Genomic DNA, 18,381 nt, shown 5'->3' on the forward strand with positions numbered 1-18,381 from the left:
CCATTTTTCCCGCCTTGCAGTACAATCCCGACAACTGCTGTTGATTCATACAGCTATCTAAACCAGCCACCCAAGCAGCCGGCCGCGCAGCAGAGCGTGCCGCGGGGGTGGCCGATCGATGCCATGGACAGGCCACACAATGCCGGAGGGGGCAACGCATGTCGGCAAGGTTCGGGCGTATTCCGCTGGATAGGATCATTACCGAATGGGAAGACGGGCACCCGATCAATCCGCGTTTGCTGGCCGGTGAGGTGGCCGCCCTGCTGCGCACAGCGGCGCCAGCTGACCACCCGATTCACGAAGCCTTCGCATCGGCCATCCTGAGCGCAATGCCTGGTGGCTGTGCTGTCACGCATGGAGCCCTTGTCGATTACTTCGAAGGCGCCGGCTCGGGCAGGCCACCTGCGATGATCACCACCACTACCGGCTCCGTTCCTGCCTCGGCTGTACTGGTCTGGCGCCAGTGGATCAACCGACTTGCCGATGAAGCAACCAGCCGCGCGCTGTATGTCGCAGGGCGCGCGATTCCAGCCGGCGACAGCTCCAACATCGCCATGGCCGCCAATGCTTCCCCAACTGCCAGCCAGACTGAGCAGCCGCCGTTACCATCTGGCAGCGAGCCTGGCTATGTGGCAATGCGACAGCGCGAGCAGCGCCGGGAGGGAGAGCGCCGCGCCGCCGAGCAGTTAGAGGCGAAAGATATCGCCCTGCAACATGCCTTGAGCAGGGAGGCAGCGAAGGACGCCATCATTGCCACCATGAAAGCACAGCTTCAGCTATCGAGGGAGGAGGCGGAGGACGAACGCCGTAGGCGGATCGAAAGCGACCGAGCGCGCGCGGAGTTGGCCGAGCAGCTGCGCGAGCACGCCGGCATCATCGAGTTCGTGAACCCGGAGAATGCGTTATCGCCGGTAGAAGGCCGGCGCTTGGTGGCCATCTGGTGCGAGCTGACAGAAAACGGAACGGTAGACGCTGCTACTGATTCGGGTATCGGTGTGGGGACGCTGGCGCGAGACTGGTGGAGGAAACATGTTGGCGAGCCATCCGATACCGAGGTCAAGCGTTTGCGATGGGCGCTGACCTGGCCTGCCCGGAAGGGTGGCGGGGTTGTTGCGAGGCGCCCGCGCAACAAGGGGTAACCCCTTTCAGGCCCGCGTCATGCTTGGTTGGCGCAGGCTTATCCACACCGCGTTAGCCGAAACAGGTCACCCCTTAATTGAAAGCGGTCACCTGTTTTGCCCATCACTCGCCCCCCTACCGTGTGCCCCGTCGATTCCGAAATCCGAGGCACCCGGCATGAACCAGTCCAACCAAGTAGCAACTCCCTACAACACCCAAACGCCGACCCTACCCGAGCTGATGACGATGGCCGAGGTGGCCGCCCGCTTGCGCCGCACCCGGTCGGGGGTGGACAAGCTGCGCGCTCGCGACCCGCAGTTCCCGAAAGCGCTGAAGGATGGCGAAAAGCGCAGCTGCCGCATCTTCTTCGTCCGGCAGGAAATCGAGGCGTACATTGCGGCCCGCCTGGCAGCGCGCGAGGTGGCCGCATGAGCACCACCACCAGCGACGCCGAGCTGCTGGTGCAGGCGCCGAGCAAGATCGCCAGGGTGCTGGCCTACCAGCTGCCGGCCTGCAACTCGCTGAACCGCTTCGAGGCCGAGGCCCTGGGCGACCACTGCCTGAACTCGACCATTGCGAAGCTGACCCACGACTACGGCCTGGCCTTCCAACGCCAGCCGGAGAAGGTACCGAACCATTGGGGCACGCCCTGCGACGTGGTGCGCTACCGCTTGCCGGCGAGCCAGCAGAAGCGTGCCCGTGCGGTGCTGGCGCTGCTGTTCAAGCCGGCGAAGGATCGCAAGGAGGTGGCGGCATGAACATCACCTTGACCACCTACAAGGGCGAGCCGCGCGTGGATAGCCGGCTGATCGCCGAGCAGTTGGGCAACCAGCACGAGAACACCTATGACCTGGTCAAACGGTACGCGGAGGACTTCCGGCAGTTCGGAATACTCCGGTTTGAAACCGGAGAAATCACCGGGCGCGGTCAGCCGGAGCAGTACGCCCTGCTCAACGAGGACCAGTGCTATCTGCTGCTGACCTACAGCCGCAACACCCCGAGGGCGCGGGCGCTCAAGATCAACCTGGTGAAAGCCTTCCGCGAGGCCCGCGACCGCGCCAGCGTCTCCGATGCCCAGTACCTGCCGTTGTACCACTCCATGCACGCCGAGGTGGCCGCCCTGGCCCAGCGCGCGAAGGAGTGCGGCAGCAGCACCCCCGAACACCTGTTCCACATCAACGCGAACAAGGCACTGAACAAGGCGATGGGGATCGCCAGTGGCGAGCGCGGCACGCTGACCATCGAGCAACGCTTGATCCTGACCACGTTGCAGGCGGTGTATCGGCGCCACCTGCATGACAGCCTGGAGCGCGGCGACGATCACCGCGAGGCCGGGCGCAAGGCGAAGGGCGCGGTGCTGGCGTACATGGCCACCGCTGGCGGCCTGCTGCTGGGGGAGGTGGAGGCATGAGCCGTCCCGATCTGCGCACCCCTGTTCGCCCGAGTGTTGCCAAGCCCACCCGCTGGCGCTATCTTTCGCCCGTCGCGGTCAATCCCGCGGCCGACCTTGGCCGGTCGAGTAAACGCAGGCGCACAAGCGCCCCCAAGAGCATTGCAGGCGCTTTTTTTGTGCCCGCAGTGACGCTCTATGGCGGCTGTGCGCGGGACATCCGTCCTCGTGGCGGGTGTGCCGGGTCCCTGTGTTCCCGGTCGGCCAACCCGCGTACAGCCGTCTCCAATCCTCGCTTGGCCGCGAGCGGTGACGGCTCCCCAAACACAGGAGCTGTACCCATGAAGCACGACCCCGCCCGCAATCCGTCCGCACTCCGCGAACGCGCCAGCGCCCACCGCGCCATGGCCATCGCCTCCCTGCACGCCGACTCCTCCCTGTCCGTCCGCCTCAAGCGCTACAACCACCACATGGCCATCTGCCGCGACCTGGAGGCCACCGCCGCCGAGCAGCAGACCACCAGCACCCGCGACCCGCGCACCGCCCTGGCCTGGCTCAAGGCCGGCAAGTCCGTTCGGATCGACTCGCTCAACCTGCGCGACCACCTGCGCCACGTCCGCGCCCTGGCTGCCCTGGAAGCCCGTGGGGGTGCGAAATGAATCGCCCGGCCCTGAACCTCATCGAGGCCGCCCGCAATCGTCTGGCGAAGGCCACCAGCGCCGAGGGCATCCGCTTCGAGGAGCACACCGCAATCGGCATGCTCGACACTCTGGAAAGCCTGCGCCTGATCGACATGGACACCTGGCGCACTCTGCGCGCCGAGTTCGACAGCCTGGCCGACAGCCGCCGCGCGCTGCTGCAAGGGGGTGCGAAGTGAGCAACGTCGCAGCCATCACCACCAGCAAGGCCGAGGCGCTGGCCGGCGAGCTGCTGGGCGCCCACGACTTCCCCGAGCTGGGCAGTCTGCTGGCGGCAGAGCGCAAGCACTCCACCCGCCTGTGGACGGTGCTGAACGAGCTGCGCCTGCATGGCGAGCTGCCGGCCTGGGCGCGCGAGCTGGACGCCGGCACCGGCCGCCAGTGGGAAGCCATGATGCAAGCCCGCGCCGACCTGGACAGGGCCCTGGCCGAAGTCCTCGGTGACCCGCAGGGCGACCAGCAGCCTGCCGCCGAGCACGCCGTCCACCAGTTCTTCGCCGCTCGCTACCGCAACACCACCGAGGGCTGACCCATGACCGATTTTCAACGCTGCCAGCAGGCGGCGACGGCCCCGGCTTGCCCGGAGAAAGCTGTCCTGTCGCTGATCCCGTACCACCTGGAGCTGATCCGCGCCGCCAGCGAAGCGCATCGCCGCGTGCTGAACACCCGCGCCACCGACCCGGAGTGGCCGGAAGCACACCGCGCCTGGCTCAACGCCGCCGAGTCGCTGGCGGTCGCCATCATCCACCAAGCCGAGCGGGAGGCCCGCCATGGCTGACCAGCGCAACCCGTATGACGGAGAAATGGCGTTCCGGCTCGCCGACATGATCGACAGGGCCGACCAGCGCCGGGCGGATCGGCTCAGGAAGCAGGCCGAGCGCGACGCCCTGTGGCGCAAGCGCATGCGTTCCGCGACCACCACCATCATGGCCATCGGCGCCATGGGCGACCACATAGCGCAGCGCCTGCCGGAGAACGACAAGCTGCGCTTCGCCGCGACCTGGATCGTTGAGTCTGCGGATCAGCTGGAGGCGATGTTTCTGGCCATGGCCACCGAGGAGGCCGAGGATGAATGATCCCGTGATTCCCCTGCGCCGCGCTGCTGGCGATCCGCTCGACCTGCTGTTGTCGCGCCTGGAGGGTGTGAAGAAGACCGGCGCACGCTACGTCGCTCGCTGCCCGGCGCACGACGACAAGTCGCCCTCCCTGAGCCTGTCACGCGGCGATGATGGTCGCGCCCTGGTCCACTGCTACGCCGGCTGCGAGGCCCGCGACGTGCTGGCCGCGGTTGGCCTGGAACTGCGCGACCTGTTCCCCGACAACCTGAGTGGCGAGCAGCGCCAGCAGTACCGCCGCGAGAAGCTGACCAAGGAACGGAACTTCGAGCGCCTGGTGATCGAGGCCGCCAAGGGCAGCGCCGCAGCACTGAACGACGAAGACCTGGCCCGGCTGGCGCTGGCGCAGGAACGCATCGACCAGCTTGAACGGGAGCTGGGCGAGCTGGATACGCTGCCCGAGGTGGCGCCGGATCGCCCGGGCTGGGCGGTGTACGAGTCGTGGGTACGCAACGAGAAGGGCGCGCGGCTCAAGCCGGGCGTCTACTGGCACGGCTACCGGCGCACCAAGGAGGACGAGGAAGGCGTCTCGAGCGAGGACAGCGAGCGCCCCCTGCGGGACGAGTGGATCGCGTCCCCGGTGTTCGTCGAGGCCCGCACCCTCAACAGCGACGACGGCACCGAGGGCCGGCTGCTGCGCCTGGTGACGCATGGCGGCAGCAAGGAGTGGACCATGCCCATGGAGATGCTGGGCGGCAGTGGCGAGGAGATCCGTCGCGCGCTGTTCGCCATGGGTGCGGTGATCGCGCCGCGGCAGCGAGGCCGCTTTCTGGAGTACCTGCTGGAGCAGCAGCCGCGGCAGACCATCGCCACCACCAGCCGGCCGGGCTGGCATGAGTCGGGGGTATTCGTGCTGCCCAATCGCACCATCGGCGGCGAGGGGGTGCGCTTCCAGTCGTCAGGCCGCGCGCCGGACCTGTTCCGGGTGCGTGGCGAGCTGGCGCAGTGGCAGGCGCAGGTGGGCGCCCGCTGTGCGGGCAACCCTGTGCTGACCTTGGCGGTGGGCTGTGCGCTGGCCGGCCCGCTGCTGAATCTGGTGAAGGTGAACGGCGGGGGCGTCCATCTGGTCGGCGACAGTTCGAAGGGGAAGTCGCTGGCGCAACTGGTCGGCGCGTCGGTCTGGGGCGATCCGGGGCCGGCAGGCTTCGGCGCTTCCTGGTGCATGACCAAGAACGGCTTGGAGATCGAGGCCGCTTCCCGCAACGACACCATGCTATCGCTGGACGAGATCAAGCGCGCCAACCCGAAGGACATTCAGGAGATGGCCTACTCGCTGGCCAACGGGCAGGGCAAGGGCACCATGACCCGCGAGCGGGAGGGCCGCCAGAAGCTCGCCTGGCGCCTGCTGACCATCTCCAGCGGTGAGCGGTCGCTGTCCGAGCATGCGGCCCTGTCCGGCGATCCGGCGCACGCTGGCGCCGAGCTGCGCATGGTGGACGTGAACGCCGGCACCCGGGCGCATGGCGCCTTCGACGACTGCCATGGCCTGGACGGGGCAGGCTTCCACAGGGCCATGACCGGCGCCGTCGGCGAGCACTACGGGCACCTGGGCCCGGCCTTCGTCGAGAAGCTGACCGCCGGCAACGACCGCGCCGGGCTGCTGGAGGACTTCGCCAAGGTGCGCGCCGAGTTCCAAGCGGACAGCGCGCAGGCCGGCCGGGTGGCGGATCGCTTTGCGGTGATCGCCCTGGCCGGTGAGATGGCCATCGCCTACGGGCTGTTGCCCTGGCCGGTGGGCACCAGCCTGGCGGATAGCCTGCTGCTGTACCGGGAGTGGCTGGAGCGGGTGGGCAGCGGCAGTGCCGAGGACCGGCAGATCCTGGCCAGCCTCGCCCGCTTCATCGAGCGCCACGGCGATAGCCGTTTCTCCGATGTGCACGCCCCCGAGACGGACAGCCGCATCCGTGACCGTGCCGGGTACTGGGAGGACGAGCCGAATCGCCGGCTGTTCCTGTTCAACACGTCCGGCCTGCAAGAGGCCGCCCACGGCTTCGGGCTGGCGCGCATCGTCACGGCGCTGGATACGGCCGGCGCCATCGCCAAGCGGGACATCGAGAAGGGCCAGAAGCGCAACACCAAGAAGTACACGCTCCCTGGCGGCAATGGCAAAGGGCGGCGCCCTGGCCTGTATGTGATCGACCCCGACCGGCTGGAGATGGCCGGTACCAACGACAACACACACGCAGGAACCTAGAAACCAAGGGACAGCAGGGACAAAGGGACAGAGCCAGTATCGACGCGGCTTCCAGCCATTTTCTGGCCTGTCCCTTGAAGAGAGAGAGGAGGGACAAAGGGACACACACCACCTTGTGAATACAGGTGGCCTTGCTCCTGCTCCCCTGGCTGGCCAGTCCCTGAGAACTGGCGAGGGACCGCCGTTCCTAGTGCACAGGGACGGCTGAAAGCCGCATGGCACTAGGGCTGTATCCGTTTTGTCCCTTCGTCCCTCGGTTTTTCGATTTCTAGAGAAACATGTGATGAGTAACGCGAGAGAGGCCCATGGCTCTGCTGGCGAAGCTGTTCGAGCAACTGGAAAACGAGCCTGAAAAGTCAGGTATCTGTAGCGAAAAGGCGGGCGCCCCAGTCGAGTCGGTAAGCATGGCGAAGGTTGCCGCACTGGCGCCGGCCATCAACGACCACCGAGCCGCCCCGGTACCACCGCCAGCGCCAGCAGCGCTGGCACCCACCCCAACCCCTGCGCCAGCAGCAGAGCGCACTGCAGAGGCGGCCAGCGAGCCGCAGCGCATCGTCCGCACCGCCGCCACGGCTGCGCCGGCCTGGCTGGCCGCGCGTGATGCCTACCTGAGCCACGCCATGACCTGCCGCGCCTGCCATGCCCCGACCGGCCGCTACTGCCCGGCCGGCGCCGAGCTGCGCGTCACCTACGACACGACCCCCATGGAGCCGACCCGATGACCGCCACGACCATCGCCACGCTGGAGGCCGCCTTGCACCTGTTGCGGCTCGCCATGAAGCCGGGCGCCAGCCTGCGCGACCGCCTGACCATCACCCGCCTGGTGCTGCGCCGCGTCTGCGCCTGCCGCTCGGCGATCCACGACCAGCGTCATGCCCTGCGCCGGCAGGCCCGGCTGATGCGCGAGCGCGGCCCGTTCGCCCAGCGGCGCGCCAAGGAGCTGGAGCAGCAGGCCGACAGCCACGGCGCCGAGGATCTGGAGCTGTCCCGCCCGGTGCTGCTGGCCTTCGGGGAGGCTCTGTTGAGCGACTGCAACGGCTACATGACCGCTCTGGGCTTCGATGCCGTGTGCGACCTGCTGAACGTCAACCGCATCGAGCGCGAGCAGGCCCGCGCCGAAGGGGTGGCCGATCTGGCCGGGCTGGTGTTCGTTCACAACCTGGAGGACAGCGCCAGCCACCGCGGCGAGGACTGGAAGCGCGGCCCGCTGTTCGATGCCTGCCTGGCTGCCATGGCCGAGTTCATGAGGCGCACGCCGCGCCACCTGCGCCCCGATCCGTTCGCGCCTGGTGGTCCGCTGTACGGGGTGCCGGTGATGGAGCTCCACCCGGACGGCAGCATGACCACCAAGCGCCCGGCGCTGGTTGTTCACGACCGCAACGGCTCCCGCATGGTGGAGCGATAGGCCCGCCCGCCCGGCTGCTGGGGTTCGCCCTGGAGGCCGGGCGGTTGAGTGCGCCACCACAGGCGGCTACCCTCGGCGCAACTGATCGGCGTCTGGCCGTTCTATGCCTGTATCAATGGGCAGCTATGGATGATTACTTGCAGGTATGCTGCTGGAAGTTCAGGGAGGACGCTGCATGTGGGTTTGGCGGGATAAGCGGGAAAAGTGGTTGCTTGCTGGTGCGATATCGGCATTTGTGCTGGTGTGCTTGGTTAATGCCAAGTTGCCTCTATGGCCAGTCCTTGAAGGTACTACCACTGCTGCCTTTCTGCGCGCAGATGCGACTGCCAGTGTAACTAGTGATCTGTTAATCGGTCTGATCTCTGCTTACATGTTTTACTTAGCAATAGATCTGCTTCCGAGGCATCGTAAGGAGCAGCGAACCCTTCGGGTACTCAATCTGCTGGTGGCTTCCGTGGCAGACGCGTTCCATCAAGCGCGAATTTTTGGACACGAGACGCCAATTTCCTCTATCGATGTCAAAGTTATAGACCCTGTCCTGTTGGATGGGATGGCTAGTGAAGCGAAAAAGCCTGATCCAGAAGTTTTACGTCTGAAATGTGCAACGGAAACTGCGCACTCCAGATACCCTGATTTTCAGCACTCGCTGATTCTAGCCTCTGCCATTTCTGCTGATCATGCTCTGGAGTGGTTGGTACTCACAGACAAGATTCGCCTGCTGGCCGAGGTTTACGGCACGATGCCCGATAATCCATTTTCCTACATGATGGATGGCCGCCCCTCCAAAGAGCAGATGGATGATTTGCTGGTGGTGCACAGCTACAGCCAATTCCTCGAAAAGAGAAAATCATACGAATCCACGATGCAGTTTCGGGTCATGGAAGCAATGGAAGCTGCGGCCCAGTGGTCGCGTTTCGCTAATGGAGTTTCGCAGCATGGCTAATGCACGTCTCCTCGATGGCTCCTTGATTGATGCTGCCGACTTCACTCCAGAGGCTTGGGAAGGCATGAAATCTGCCAGTGCAACGGACCCTCTGCTTTTCACAATGGATTGTTGTGGTGCGCGAGCTGTTTTGAAAACAAGCATCTATGGCGTCCAGTTCTTTGCACACTACTCGGATGAGTGTGCCACCGCCCCGGAAACGCAGTGGCATGTCGCAGGGAAAGACATGGTCATGGGAGAGTTGCAAGACCTAGGTATCCAAGGGGTGCTGGAAAAGTCTGGGGGAGCTGGCAAGCGCAAGTGGCGGGCTGACATTTACTTCGAGCTGCCTGGTCGGCGTGTGGCTATCGAGATCCAACACTCCTATCTGAATTACCGGGACTTTCTGAGGCGCCAAGAGCGATATAGGCATGATGGCGTGGAGTGCTACTGGCTGGTGCGGCATGAGAACGTTTATCCAGCGCTCTGTAAAACAGTTGTCAGGAACAGACTCAAAACCGAGCATGGGAATAAGTGGCCTGCGCCACCTGCTCAAGTTTATCCGGCGATTCCGGATATGTTCTTCGCCATTCTGCTTCCTGAACGTGACCCTCAAGTAGTTGTACCGGGCTTGGCTGTGCAGACTAAAACTCTGCTGCAGGCAATCGTGGCCGGGAACCTCCGCTATAACGGCGACTACTGGTCGATTTCAGAGGCGTAGATTTCTCCCTGCCCTTGATCAGATACTGGCAGACGTGTTTTCAACTCATCTGGTCAGGCCCCCACCGGGCTGGTACGAAGCCAGTACGAGCCACCACGCGCAACAGCGCAACGCAACGTGCAACACCGTCACGCGGGAGCTGTTCGCGCCGAGGTTAGCACCCTGGGCGACCGCTCCAGAGCGACGACAGTGCCCGAGCTGTGTCGGCAGTGCTGTCTCACCATTCCACGCGGTATCCAGCGAGGTATCCACGGGTTTCCACGTTTGGTTACCACCCGCGGTTACCACGGAAACCCGCGTCGGCCTGGCATTCCGCGCCAGTCACATAGCGTGACCCGCCACCAGGACATGGTGCGAGGTGGCGGCAATGCGGGACATGACTTGTGCAGCGGAAATGCTGGTGACGATCGAGGGGCAGACCAAGCCGGCGATCCAGTGGGCGGCAGAGCGCGGCTTGAAGTGGCAGACGGTGAAGATGCGGCGCTTCCGCGGCTGGACCTGGGCCGAGGCGTTGCACCCTGAGCTGCGCAGCCGGGGCCGGTGGATGAAGTGCTGGGGCTGCGGCGCCCAGCTGCAGGCGGTGGCCTGCTGATCGCTGCCGGCCTGGCAGTGCTGGCCACAGTTGCCACCGAGTTAACACCCCCACGCGGGAAGGAAACAGCGTTTCCACCGATGGAAACACCCCAGTGCGCGAGGGGCGGAGAATTTTCCGAGCCCCCTGAAGGGCTGGCCGGCGCCGGCTGCCGCCATGGTTTCGCGAGCAGTACGCGCGTGCGCGCGAGGGGCGCCCGAATTTCTTCAGCCCCTAAAGGGCCGCCGGGTTTTCGGAGTCCACCACGCGAGGAGCTTGCGCAGGCCGGCCCAGTGCGCAGGCCCGGTGCGCAGCCGCGTACCAGCTGCCGAGCGCGCCACCCCGCATCACCAGCCCTACGCACCTGGCGGGCAGCTACGCACTCTGCGCACCGCCGGCTGCCGAGCACCTGGAGGAGTCGCCGAGGCCGATCACCACCAGTGCCAGCCCCTTGGATAGGGGTACTTTCGGATTTAGGGGTACGTTTAGGGGTATGGGTCGAGGCTGTGCCCCGTTGATTCCGCTATCTGTGAGGCCTGTGGGTGCGGTGTTCGACTCCTTTCACCGCACCACTGCTTCAGACCAGACAGCCCGTTGCGCTTCGATGCGCAACGGGCTGTTTTGCTTTGCGCGGTCGCAAAGCGCTTACAGGCTCAGACGCATCGACAGGTCGATGGCCTTGACGTCCTTGGTCAGGGTGCCGATGGAGATGTAGTCGACGCCGGTTTCCGCGTAGCTGCGCAGGTTGTCGCGATTGATGCCGCCGGAAGCCTCCAGCTTGGCGCGGCCGGCGGTGAGGGCGACGGCGGTGCGCATGTCGTCGTGGTCGAGTTCGTCGAGCATGATGATGTCGGCACCGGCTTCCAGGGCCTCGCGCAGTTCGTCGAGGTTCTCCACCTCCACCTCCACCGGGCGGCCCGGGGCGATCCGATGGGCGGCGGCGACGGCCTGGGCGATGCCGCCGCAGGCGGCGATGTGGTTCTCCTTGATCAGGAAGGCGTCGTACAGGCCGATGCGGTGGTTGTGGCAGCCGCCGCAGGTGACCGCGTACTTCTGTGCCAGGCGCAGGCCGGGCAGGGTCTTGCGGGTGTCGAGCAGCTTGACCGCGGTGCCTTCGACCAGGTCGGCGTACTCGCGGCAGCGCGAGGCCACGCCGGAGAGCAGCTGCAGGAAGTTCAGTGCGCTGCGCTCGCCGCTGAGCAGGGCGCGCGCCGGGCCTTCGAGGGTGAACAGGGTCTGGTCCTGCATGGCCCGCTCGCCGTCGGCGATGTTCCACTGCACCTGCACCCGCGGGTCGAGCTGGCGGAACACCTCGTCGACCCAGGCGGTGCCGCAGATGGTGGCCGCCTCGCGGGTGATGATGCGCGCCCGCGCCTGGCGTTCGGCGGGGATCAGCTGGGCGGTGATGTCGCCGCTGCCGACGTCCTCGGCAAGCGCGGCGCGCACGTTGGCGGTGATTTCGGCGCCGAGATCGGCAAGGCGAAGGTTGGGCATGACGGGCTCCCTGTGCATTTTCGGCGGATTATAGGCTTTTCGCCGCAGGCCGGCTTTTTCGCGAAAGGCAAAGACGGTCATGGTGCTTGTGTGATCTGCCGCAGGATCCTGCAATCGGCCTGCTCTGCTGGCACCTTGCCCTCCCTATAATCGGGCCATCGCCTGTCGCAACGCGGGACGTTGTGCAGGCCCAAGCTACGAATAGTCGCGTCGGCCCTGCCCGGGTCGCCGGCCCGAGGGAAGTACCATGTCCATTGGAGCGAAAGTCGTCCCGCTGCAAGTCGGGGCCGCCATGCGCTCGCCGACAGCGGAGCGTTCTATGCCTGCCGGTCTACAGCCGCTGCGCGAGCAGGCGCGGCAGTTTCTCAAGCAGGGCTTGCAGCGCGTACTCGATGCGGCGGACGACAGCCTGTTCGAGATGTGCGGGCGGGTCGCCAGCAACGCCGATCAGCAGGAGCTGTTCGATGCCATGCGCACGCTGCGCCTCAAGCGCGAAAGCATGGAAAAGTCCGTGCTGGACGGGCTGGACAAGGCGTTTCGCGAGGTCGGCGCCCAGCACCACCAGGCCGTCATGGACGTCCTGCCGGCCGGCCTGCTGTCGCTGGTGAGTCATGACGAACTCGAGGAGTCGGTCGCCATCAAGACGATGGTGATGCGCTCGCTGAGCGAGCATGGTGCCGAGTTCAATCCGTTGCAGCAGCGCCTGCAGGCCCTGGTCGGCGTACCGGTCACCGAGGACAACAATCCGCTGTCGGCCCGCACCCTGTGCACCCTGATGCTCGACGCCCTGCGCCCGCTGGAACTGAAGATCCAGGTGCGCCTGCTGTTGCTCAAGCTGTTCGAGAAGCACCTGCTCAAGTCCGTCGGCGAGCTGTATGCCGCCGTCAACGATCAGATGATCGCCGCCGGAGTCCTGCCCGACCTGCAGCTGCACACCCCGCGTCCGTCGCGTGCAGCCGCTGGCGAGCGGGCGGCGGTGGCCGAGGGCCGGGAGGCCGGGGCGCAGGTGGCGCTCGGCGAGCTGCGCGAGCTGCTGGGCCAGGTGCGGGGCGCGGTGTCGACCGCGCCGGCCGATGCGGTGCCGATCACCCAAGGCGATCTGACCCGCCTGCTGTCGGTCCTCCAGCGCCAGCCGTCGGGGGGCGCGGCGAACCTGCGCCAGCAACTGGATGGCCTGCTCGCGCGCGCCAGTGCCAACAGCCCGCGTCCGCGGGTGATCGGCAAGCTGGACGAGGACGTGATCACCCTGGTCTCCATGCTGTTCGAGCAGGTGCTCGGCGATGCGGAGTTGCCCGAGCCGCTGCGTGGCCCCATCGGCGACATGCAGGTTCCGCTGCTCAAGGCGGCGATCCTCGACCAGGGCGTGTTTGCCGAGCAGAGCCATCCGGCGCGCCAGCTGCTCAACGAGGTGACCGTCGCCGCGCGCGACAGCGAGGATCTGGCCGATATCCACCGCGACCGCCTGCGCAGCAAGATCGAGCAGGTGTCGCAACGGCTGCGCGAGGACTTCACCGATGATCCGGGGGTATTCGCCAGGCTGCTCGAGGATTTCAGCCGCTTCAGCGCCAGCGAGCGCAAGCGTGCGGTCCTGCTCGAACAGCGCCTGCTGGAGGCGGAGGAAGCGCGGGCGCTGCGGGAAAATGCCCGTCAGCAGGTCGACCGGCTGCTCAGCGAGCGTCTGCACGGGCTGACCCTGCCGGCCGCCATCGTCCAGGGGCTGGAACGTGGCTGGGGCGGCTTGCTGCAGCTGATCCTGCTGCGCGAGGGCGATGCTTCTGCAGAGTGGTGCGGGGCGCTGGCCACGCTCGACGAGCTGCTGGCCCGGGTGGCGCCGCTGCGCAGCCGCGAGGATGCCCGCCTGCTGCAGGAGCCGCGGCGCAGCGAGTTGCTCGCCGAGCTGAGGCGCGGTCTGGAGCGGGTGGCCTACGAGCCCTTCGAGCAGCAGCGCTTCTTCCAGGAGCTGACCCAGTGGCAGCGCAAGCTGCTCGCCGATTTCCGCGATGGCCTGGTCGAGCCCGTGGCGCCGCCGGCAGTGCTGGATTCGCCCGAGCCGCTGCGGGAGCCTTCGGTCGAGTCGGTCGAGTCGGTCGAGTCGGTCGAGTCGGTCGAGTCGGCTGCCGAACTTGTGCCGGGCGGCGAGCCGCTCGTGCCGGGCGTGGCGGTCGAACTCGCGGCCGAGGAGCCGGTTGCGTCGGCGACCATGCCCGAGATTCCGCTGCTGGACGCCGGCGAGGCGCTGCGGGAAACGGTTGTGGTTGCCCTGCGTCAGGGCGCGCACGACGACGCGCAGTTCGACTGCTGGGAGCGTGCGGTAGCCGAGGTGGTCGAGAGGCTGCCGGAGCCTGTCCGCGAGGAAGCGGTTGCCGCGGTCGCGGAGCTTCCGGGCCAGGCGCTCGACGTGGTCGAAGTCGATCCGCCCGCTCAGGCAGAGGCGTCGGCGCAGGCGGAAGCTCCGGCGGCGGTCGAGGCCGTGGTGATAGACGAGGCGCACTGGGCGCTGGTCGATGGCCTGGGAGCCGGCAGCTGGGTCGAGTTCTGCGCCGACGATGGCAGCCGGCAGCGCTGCAAGCTGGCGGCCTTCATCCGCGTCAGCGGGGAGTACATCTTCGTCAATCGCGGCGGCGCCAAGGTCGCCACCTACGATCGTGCCGGCCTGGCCCGGGTCTTCGCCTGCGGCGCGGCGCGGCTGATGGACAACGCCCAGCCCTTCGATCGCGCGCTGCAGGCGATCATCGGCAACCTGCGCGAGATGCGCGAAGCCTGACGGCGCGCCGGCTTGGCGGGGGCGGCGGGCTGCTCTAGAGTGGCGGCAACCAAGGAGCCGCCCATGCAGATCGACCCCCGGACCGGCTGGTGCGCCAGCGCCCAGCACTGTCCATCGCCCAACTTCAACATGCGACCGAGCGGCGAGGTGTCGCTGCTGGTCATCCACAACATCAGCCTGCCGCCGGGGCAGTTCGGCACCGGCCAGGTGCATGCGCTGTTCCGCAACGAGCTGGATCCGCAGGCCCATCCCTATTTCGCCGGCATCGCTCACCTGCAGGTGTCGGCGCACTTCCTCATCGAGCGCGACGGCAGCCTGATCCAGTTCGTCTCCTGCAACGAGCGCGCCTGGCATGCCGGGGTGTCCTGCTTCGCCGGCCGCGAGCAGTGCAACGACTTCTCCCTCGGCATCGAGCTGGAGGGCACCGACGAACTGCCCTACAGCGACGCCCAGTACGCCACCCTGCGTGACTTGACCCGCGCGCTGATGCGCGTCTATCCGGACATCACCCGCGAGCGCATCTGCGGCCACAGCGACATCGCGCCGGGACGCAAGAGCGACCCCGGCCCGGCCTTCGACTGGCCGCGCTACCTGGATTCCCTGGCCACGGAGCGGCAGGCATGAGCTTTCTGGTGTTGCTGCTGGTCGTGCTGCTGGAGCGGATCGGCCACTGGCGCGAGCGGGTGCAGCAGGATGGGCCGTTGCGCGCCGCCCTGGCGCGCGTCGAGGCCGAGCCCCGGCTGGCCGGGCGTCCGCTGCGCCAGCTGGCGCTGCTGTTCGGCATGCCGTTGCTGCTGCTCGGCCTGCTGCTGTGGATGCTGGCGCCGCTGGCCTACGGCATCCTGCTGCTGCCGGTGCATGTGCTGGTGCTGTTGTGGAGTCTCGGTCGTGGCGATCCGCAGCTCAGCCTGGCACCGTTTCGCGACAGCTGGCAGCGCGGCGATGTCGAGGCGGCCTATCTGGATGCCCGTCGCGACCTCGGCGTGCAGGCCGAGGATGCGTCGAAGCTGCTGGCCGAGGCGCAGGGTTTCCTGCTCTGGCAGGCGTATCAGGGGTTCTTCGCGGTGGTGTTCTGGTATGCCGTGCTCGGTCCGCTGGCGGCGCTGGCCTATCGCCTGCTGGCGCTGCTGGTCGAGCATGCCGGCGACGCGGGGCTGCGCCGCTGGGCGGCGCGCCTGCGCCATGGCCTGGACTGGCTGCCGGCTCGCCTGCTGGTGCTGAGTCTGGCACTGGCCGGCAACTTCGTCGCGGCCAACCGGGTGTTCTGGGCGTACCTGTTCGACCTGCGCGCGAGCGCCACGCAGCTGGTGGCCGAGGCCGGACGGGCCGCGGCCGATGCCCTGCCGGGGCGGGGCGGCGTGGAAACCCTCGACGAGCTGTGGCAGCTGCTGCGCCGAACCGGCCTGCTCTGGTACAGCGCCCTGGCGCTGGCAATCCTGCTGCCCTGAGGGCTCAGCACCAGCCGAACAGCTCGCGCGCGTTGCGGCTGCTGGCGGCGGCCAGTTCCTCCGCGGCGATGCCGCGCAGCCCGGCCAGCGCGGCGCAGATCTCGGGCAGATGTTCCGGGCTGTTGCGTCGACCGGCGTGCATGCTCGGCGCCATGTCCGGTGCGTCGGTCTCCAGCACTATGGCCTCCAGTGGCAGCTGCGCCACCACCTTGCGCAGGCGGTTGGCCTGCGGCCAGGTGGCGGCGCCGCCGAGGCCCAGCCGGAAGCCGAGCTTCAGGTACTCCCTGGCTTCCTCGGCGCTGCCGGCGAAGGCGTGCACGATGCCGCCGCGTGGGAGACGGTAGCGTTTGAGGGTGGCGATGGTGGCGGCGTGGGCGCGGCGCACGTGCAGCAGCGCCGGCAGCGCGAACTCCGCCGCCAGCGCGAGCTGGGCCTCGAACAGCGCCTGCTGGCGCTCGCGGTCCAGCCCTTCGACGAACCAGTCGAGGCCGAACTCGCCGAGTGCGCACAGCTTGGGGTGGCCGGCCAGGCGTTCCAGCCAGCCGCGCAGCTCGGTCAGATGCTCCGGGCGGTGCTGCTGCAGATAGATCGGATGCAGGCCGAAGGCGGCATGCAGGCCGTCCTCTTTCTGTACCAGATCCCACAGGCGCTGCCAGTTGGCTTGGTAGACGCCGAGCACCACCAGCTTCTCCACGCCCAGCGCGCGGCAGCGCTCCAGCACGGCGTCGCGGTCGGCGTCGAAGTCGGGGAAGTCGAGGTGGGTGTGGGTGTCGATCAGCTGCATGGGGACCTCCAGGCATCTGTCGCAAGTGTAGCGGGCGCCGTGAGGGCGCCCGCCCGGGCTCAGTGATGCTCGCGGGTGGCGCGGAACTTGACGTCTGGCCAGCGTTCTTCCATCAGGCTGAGGTTGACGCGGGTCGGCGCCAGGTAGGTGAGGTGGCCGCCGCCGTCGACGGCGAGGTTCTCGTAGGCCTTGTCCTTGAACTCCTTGAGCTTCTTCTCGTCGGCGCACTCGATCCAGCGCGCCGACCAGACGTTGATCGCCTCGTAGGCGCACTCGACCTTGTATTCCTCCTTGAGGCGGCTGGCCACCACGTCGAACTGCAGCACGCCGACCGCGCCGAGGATGATGTCGTTGTTGCGCTCGGGGAAGAACACCTGGGTGGCGCCTTCCTCGGCCAGCTCCTGCAGGCCCTGGCGCAGCTGCTTGGACTTCAGCGGATCCTTGAGGCGCACGCGGCGGAACAGCTCCGGGGCGAAGTGCGGAATGCCGGTGAAGCCGAGCACCTCGCCTTCGCTGAAGGTGTCGCCGATCTGGATGGTGCCGTGGTTGTGCAGGCCGATGATGTCGCCGGCATAGGCTTCCTCGAGCATCTCGCGCTCGCTGGAGAAGAAGGTCAGCGCGTCGGCGATCTTCAGGTCCTTCTTGATCCGCACGTGGCGCATCTTCATGCCCTTCTCGTACTTGCCCGAGCAGATGCGCATGAAGGCGATGCGGTCGCGGTGCTTGGGATCCATGTTCGCCTGGATCTTGAACACGAAGCCGGAGAACTTCTCCTCGGTCGGCTCCACCACGCGCTCGTGGGCGGCGCGCGACAGCGGCTGCGGCGCCCAGTCGACCACCGCGTCGAGCACCTGGTCGACGCCGAAGTTGCCCAGCGCGGTGCCGAAGAACACCGGGGTCATCTGGCCGCGCAGGAAGGCGTCCTGGTCGAACTCGTGGCAGGCGCCCTGCACCAGCTCCAGCTGCTCGACGAAGTCGTCGTACTGGTCGCCCAGATGCGCGCGCGCTTCGGCCGAGTCGAGGCCGTCGATGACGATCTGCTCGATGCGCTCGTGGCCGTGGCCCGGCTGGTAGACGATGACCTTGTCTGCGCTGAGGTGGTAGACGCCCTTGAAGTCCTTGTAGCAGCCGATCGGCCAGGTGATCGGCGCCGCCTTGATCTTCAGCACCGCCTCGATCTCGTCGAGCAGCTCGATCGGGTCGCGGATGTCGCGGTCGAGCTTGTTGATGAAGCTGACGATCGGCGTGTCGCGCAGCCGGCAGACTTCCATAAGCGCGATGGTGCGCGGCTCGACGCCCTTGCCGCCGTCGAGGACCATCAGCGCGCTGTCCACAGCGGTCAGGGTGCGGTAGGTGTCTTCCGAGAAGTCCTCGTGGCCGGGGGTGTCGAGCAGGTTGATCATGTGCTCGCGGTAGGGGAACTGCATCACCGAGGTGGTGATCGAGATGCCGCGCTGCTTCTCCATCTCCATCCAGTCGGAGGTGGCGTGGCGGTCGGACTTGCGCGATTTCACCGTGCCGGCGACGGCGATCGCCTTGCCCATCAGCAGCAGCTTCTCGGTGATGGTGGTCTTGCCCGCATCGGGGTGGGAAATGATGGCGAAGGTGCGGCGCTTCGCGACTTCGGCGGCCTGAGTGGTCATCGGAAAGGGAACCCGTCGACGGATAGTCGGTCTGTCAGAAAAGGCGGCGATTATAGCGGATGAGCCCCCCCGCTGACCGGTGAGTGATGAATGGGGGCGGTTTGGGGAAATTT

21 protein-coding genes are annotated in these 18,381 nt (G+C 66.9%); 18 read left to right on the forward strand and 3 right to left on the reverse strand.

Translation table 11 applies throughout. The features are described 5' to 3' along the window. Positions 1-158 precede the first annotated feature (158 nt). From E5198_RS06285 to E5198_RS06355, 15 genes are all read left to right on the forward strand, one after another. Positions 159-1,139: a hypothetical protein gene (locus E5198_RS06285; RefSeq protein ID WP_136489146.1), complete on the forward strand. Its 981-nt coding sequence runs from the start codon at positions 159-161 to the stop codon at positions 1,137-1,139. Between the two features lie 157 nt (positions 1,140-1,296). Next, positions 1,297-1,551, forward strand: coding sequence for a transcriptional regulator (locus E5198_RS06290; protein ID WP_136489147.1), 255 nt, complete (start codon positions 1,297-1,299; stop codon positions 1,549-1,551). Further along, positions 1,548-1,877: a hypothetical protein gene (locus E5198_RS06295; protein WP_136489148.1), complete on the forward strand. Its 330-nt coding sequence runs from the start codon at positions 1,548-1,550 to the stop codon at positions 1,875-1,877. Before E5198_RS06290 ends, E5198_RS06295 begins: the two co-directional genes overlap by 4 nt. Continuing rightward, a complete protein-coding gene (locus tag E5198_RS06300; RefSeq protein ID WP_136489149.1) occupies positions 1,874-2,530 on the forward strand; it encodes a Rha family transcriptional regulator in 657 nt (218 codons plus the stop codon). Before E5198_RS06295 ends, E5198_RS06300 begins: the two co-directional genes overlap by 4 nt. Positions 2,531-2,850: 320 nt before the next feature. Then, a complete protein-coding gene (locus tag E5198_RS06305; protein ID WP_136489150.1) occupies positions 2,851-3,168 on the forward strand; it encodes a hypothetical protein in 318 nt (105 codons plus the stop codon). Beyond that, positions 3,165-3,386 (forward strand): hypothetical protein, encoded by a 222-nt coding sequence (locus tag E5198_RS06310; protein ID WP_136489151.1) that lies wholly within the window; start codon positions 3,165-3,167, stop codon positions 3,384-3,386. The genes E5198_RS06305 and E5198_RS06310 overlap by 4 nt, the downstream gene beginning before the upstream one ends. Continuing rightward, positions 3,383-3,736, forward strand: coding sequence for a hypothetical protein (locus tag E5198_RS06315; RefSeq protein ID WP_136489152.1), 354 nt, complete (start codon positions 3,383-3,385; stop codon positions 3,734-3,736). Before E5198_RS06310 ends, E5198_RS06315 begins: the two co-directional genes overlap by 4 nt. A gap of 3 nt (positions 3,737-3,739) precedes the next feature. Next, the gene (locus E5198_RS06320) at positions 3,740-3,985 is read left to right on the forward strand and encodes a hypothetical protein (RefSeq protein WP_136489153.1); all 246 of its coding nucleotides are present in this window, start codon (positions 3,740-3,742) and stop codon (positions 3,983-3,985) included. After that, positions 3,978-4,283, forward strand: coding sequence for a hypothetical protein (locus E5198_RS06325; RefSeq protein ID WP_136489154.1), 306 nt, complete (start codon positions 3,978-3,980; stop codon positions 4,281-4,283). Before E5198_RS06320 ends, E5198_RS06325 begins: the two co-directional genes overlap by 8 nt. Beyond that, entirely contained in the window at positions 4,276-6,516 is a 2,241-nt protein-coding gene (locus E5198_RS06330) for a DUF927 domain-containing protein (protein WP_136489155.1), read from the forward strand. Before E5198_RS06325 ends, E5198_RS06330 begins: the two co-directional genes overlap by 8 nt. A gap of 305 nt (positions 6,517-6,821) precedes the next feature. After that, positions 6,822-7,238, forward strand: a complete 417-nt coding sequence (locus E5198_RS06335; protein WP_136489156.1) for a hypothetical protein — start codon at positions 6,822-6,824, stop codon at positions 7,236-7,238. After that, complete coding sequence (locus E5198_RS06340) at positions 7,235-7,921, forward strand: hypothetical protein (RefSeq protein ID WP_136489157.1); 687 nt, start codon at positions 7,235-7,237, stop codon at positions 7,919-7,921. Before E5198_RS06335 ends, E5198_RS06340 begins: the two co-directional genes overlap by 4 nt. A gap of 145 nt (positions 7,922-8,066) precedes the next feature. Beyond that, positions 8,067-8,864, forward strand: coding sequence for a hypothetical protein (locus E5198_RS06345; RefSeq protein ID WP_256659000.1), 798 nt, complete (start codon positions 8,067-8,069; stop codon positions 8,862-8,864). Continuing rightward, entirely contained in the window at positions 8,857-9,564 is a 708-nt protein-coding gene (locus E5198_RS06350) for a competence protein CoiA (RefSeq protein WP_168772490.1), read from the forward strand. Before E5198_RS06345 ends, E5198_RS06350 begins: the two co-directional genes overlap by 8 nt. Before the next feature lie 394 nt (positions 9,565-9,958). Next, positions 9,959-10,156 (forward strand): hypothetical protein, encoded by a 198-nt coding sequence (locus tag E5198_RS06355; RefSeq protein WP_136489159.1) that lies wholly within the window; start codon positions 9,959-9,961, stop codon positions 10,154-10,156. Between the two features lie 624 nt (positions 10,157-10,780). Here the strand turns inward: E5198_RS06355 and nadC are convergent. Beyond that, complete coding sequence (gene nadC / locus E5198_RS06360; RefSeq protein ID WP_136489160.1) at positions 10,781-11,629, reverse strand: carboxylating nicotinate-nucleotide diphosphorylase; 849 nt, start codon at positions 11,627-11,629, stop codon at positions 10,781-10,783. A gap of 319 nt (positions 11,630-11,948) precedes the next feature. Here nadC and E5198_RS06365 point away from each other — a divergent pair, with 319 nt between their 5' ends. From E5198_RS06365 to ampE, 3 genes are all read left to right on the forward strand, one after another. After that, the gene (locus tag E5198_RS06365) at positions 11,949-14,393 is read left to right on the forward strand and encodes a DUF1631 family protein (protein WP_168772491.1); all 2,445 of its coding nucleotides are present in this window, start codon (positions 11,949-11,951) and stop codon (positions 14,391-14,393) included. Positions 14,394-14,456: 63 nt separating this feature from the next. Further along, positions 14,457-15,017: a 1,6-anhydro-N-acetylmuramyl-L-alanine amidase AmpD gene (gene ampD, locus E5198_RS06370; protein ID WP_136489162.1), complete on the forward strand. Its 561-nt coding sequence runs from the start codon at positions 14,457-14,459 to the stop codon at positions 15,015-15,017. Next, entirely contained in the window at positions 15,014-15,841 is an 828-nt protein-coding gene (gene ampE / locus E5198_RS06375) for a regulatory signaling modulator protein AmpE (protein ID WP_136489163.1), read from the forward strand. The genes ampD and ampE overlap by 4 nt, the downstream gene beginning before the upstream one ends. 4 nt (positions 15,842-15,845) lie before the next feature. Here ampE and E5198_RS06380 read toward each other — a convergent pair whose 3' ends face one another. Together E5198_RS06380 and E5198_RS06385 are read right to left on the reverse strand one after the other, a co-directional pair. Then, complete coding sequence (locus tag E5198_RS06380) at positions 15,846-16,625, reverse strand: TatD family hydrolase (protein ID WP_136489164.1); 780 nt, start codon at positions 16,623-16,625, stop codon at positions 15,846-15,848. Positions 16,626-16,684: 59 nt separating this feature from the next. Further along, complete coding sequence (locus tag E5198_RS06385) at positions 16,685-18,268, reverse strand: peptide chain release factor 3 (RefSeq protein ID WP_136489165.1); 1,584 nt, start codon at positions 18,266-18,268, stop codon at positions 16,685-16,687. Positions 18,269-18,381 lie beyond the last annotated feature (113 nt).

It is taken from the genome of Pseudomonas sp. A-1 (assembly GCF_004801855.1).
Lineage (GTDB): Bacteria > Pseudomonadota > Gammaproteobacteria > Pseudomonadales > Pseudomonadaceae > Geopseudomonas.

Excerpts from the sequence above, each read along its gene's own strand:
- E5198_RS06325 (WP_136489154.1), top strand. The coding sequence starts at position 3,978 with ATGGCTGACCAGCGCAACCCGTATGACGGAGAAATGGCGTTCCGGCTC.
- E5198_RS06290 (WP_136489147.1), top strand. The coding sequence starts at position 1,297 with ATGAACCAGTCCAACCAAGTAGCAACTCCCTACAACACCCAAACGCCG.
- nadC (WP_136489160.1), bottom strand. The coding sequence starts at position 11,629 with ATGCCCAACCTTCGCCTTGCCGATCTCGGCGCCGAAATCACCGCCAAC.
- E5198_RS06285 (WP_136489146.1), top strand. The coding sequence starts at position 159 with ATGTCGGCAAGGTTCGGGCGTATTCCGCTGGATAGGATCATTACCGAA.
- E5198_RS06295 (WP_136489148.1), top strand. The coding sequence starts at position 1,548 with ATGAGCACCACCACCAGCGACGCCGAGCTGCTGGTGCAGGCGCCGAGC.
- E5198_RS06340 (WP_136489157.1), top strand. The coding sequence starts at position 7,235 with ATGACCGCCACGACCATCGCCACGCTGGAGGCCGCCTTGCACCTGTTG.
- ampE (WP_136489163.1), top strand. The coding sequence starts at position 15,014 with ATGAGCTTTCTGGTGTTGCTGCTGGTCGTGCTGCTGGAGCGGATCGGC.
- E5198_RS06305 (WP_136489150.1), top strand. The coding sequence starts at position 2,851 with ATGAAGCACGACCCCGCCCGCAATCCGTCCGCACTCCGCGAACGCGCC.
- E5198_RS06385 (WP_136489165.1), bottom strand. The coding sequence starts at position 18,268 with ATGACCACTCAGGCCGCCGAAGTCGCGAAGCGCCGCACCTTCGCCATC.
- ampD (WP_136489162.1), top strand. The coding sequence starts at position 14,457 with ATGCAGATCGACCCCCGGACCGGCTGGTGCGCCAGCGCCCAGCACTGT.
- E5198_RS06345 (WP_256659000.1), top strand. The coding sequence starts at position 8,067 with ATGCTGCTGGAAGTTCAGGGAGGACGCTGCATGTGGGTTTGGCGGGAT.
- E5198_RS06350 (WP_168772490.1), top strand. The coding sequence starts at position 8,857 with ATGGCTAATGCACGTCTCCTCGATGGCTCCTTGATTGATGCTGCCGAC.
- E5198_RS06355 (WP_136489159.1), top strand. The coding sequence starts at position 9,959 with ATGCTGGTGACGATCGAGGGGCAGACCAAGCCGGCGATCCAGTGGGCG.
- E5198_RS06335 (WP_136489156.1), top strand. The coding sequence starts at position 6,822 with ATGGCTCTGCTGGCGAAGCTGTTCGAGCAACTGGAAAACGAGCCTGAA.
- E5198_RS06330 (WP_136489155.1), top strand. The coding sequence starts at position 4,276 with ATGAATGATCCCGTGATTCCCCTGCGCCGCGCTGCTGGCGATCCGCTC.
- E5198_RS06320 (WP_136489153.1), top strand. The coding sequence starts at position 3,740 with ATGACCGATTTTCAACGCTGCCAGCAGGCGGCGACGGCCCCGGCTTGC.
- E5198_RS06300 (WP_136489149.1), top strand. The coding sequence starts at position 1,874 with ATGAACATCACCTTGACCACCTACAAGGGCGAGCCGCGCGTGGATAGC.
- E5198_RS06380 (WP_136489164.1), bottom strand. The coding sequence starts at position 16,625 with ATGCAGCTGATCGACACCCACACCCACCTCGACTTCCCCGACTTCGAC.
- E5198_RS06310 (WP_136489151.1), top strand. The coding sequence starts at position 3,165 with ATGAATCGCCCGGCCCTGAACCTCATCGAGGCCGCCCGCAATCGTCTG.
- E5198_RS06365 (WP_168772491.1), top strand. The coding sequence starts at position 11,949 with ATGCCTGCCGGTCTACAGCCGCTGCGCGAGCAGGCGCGGCAGTTTCTC.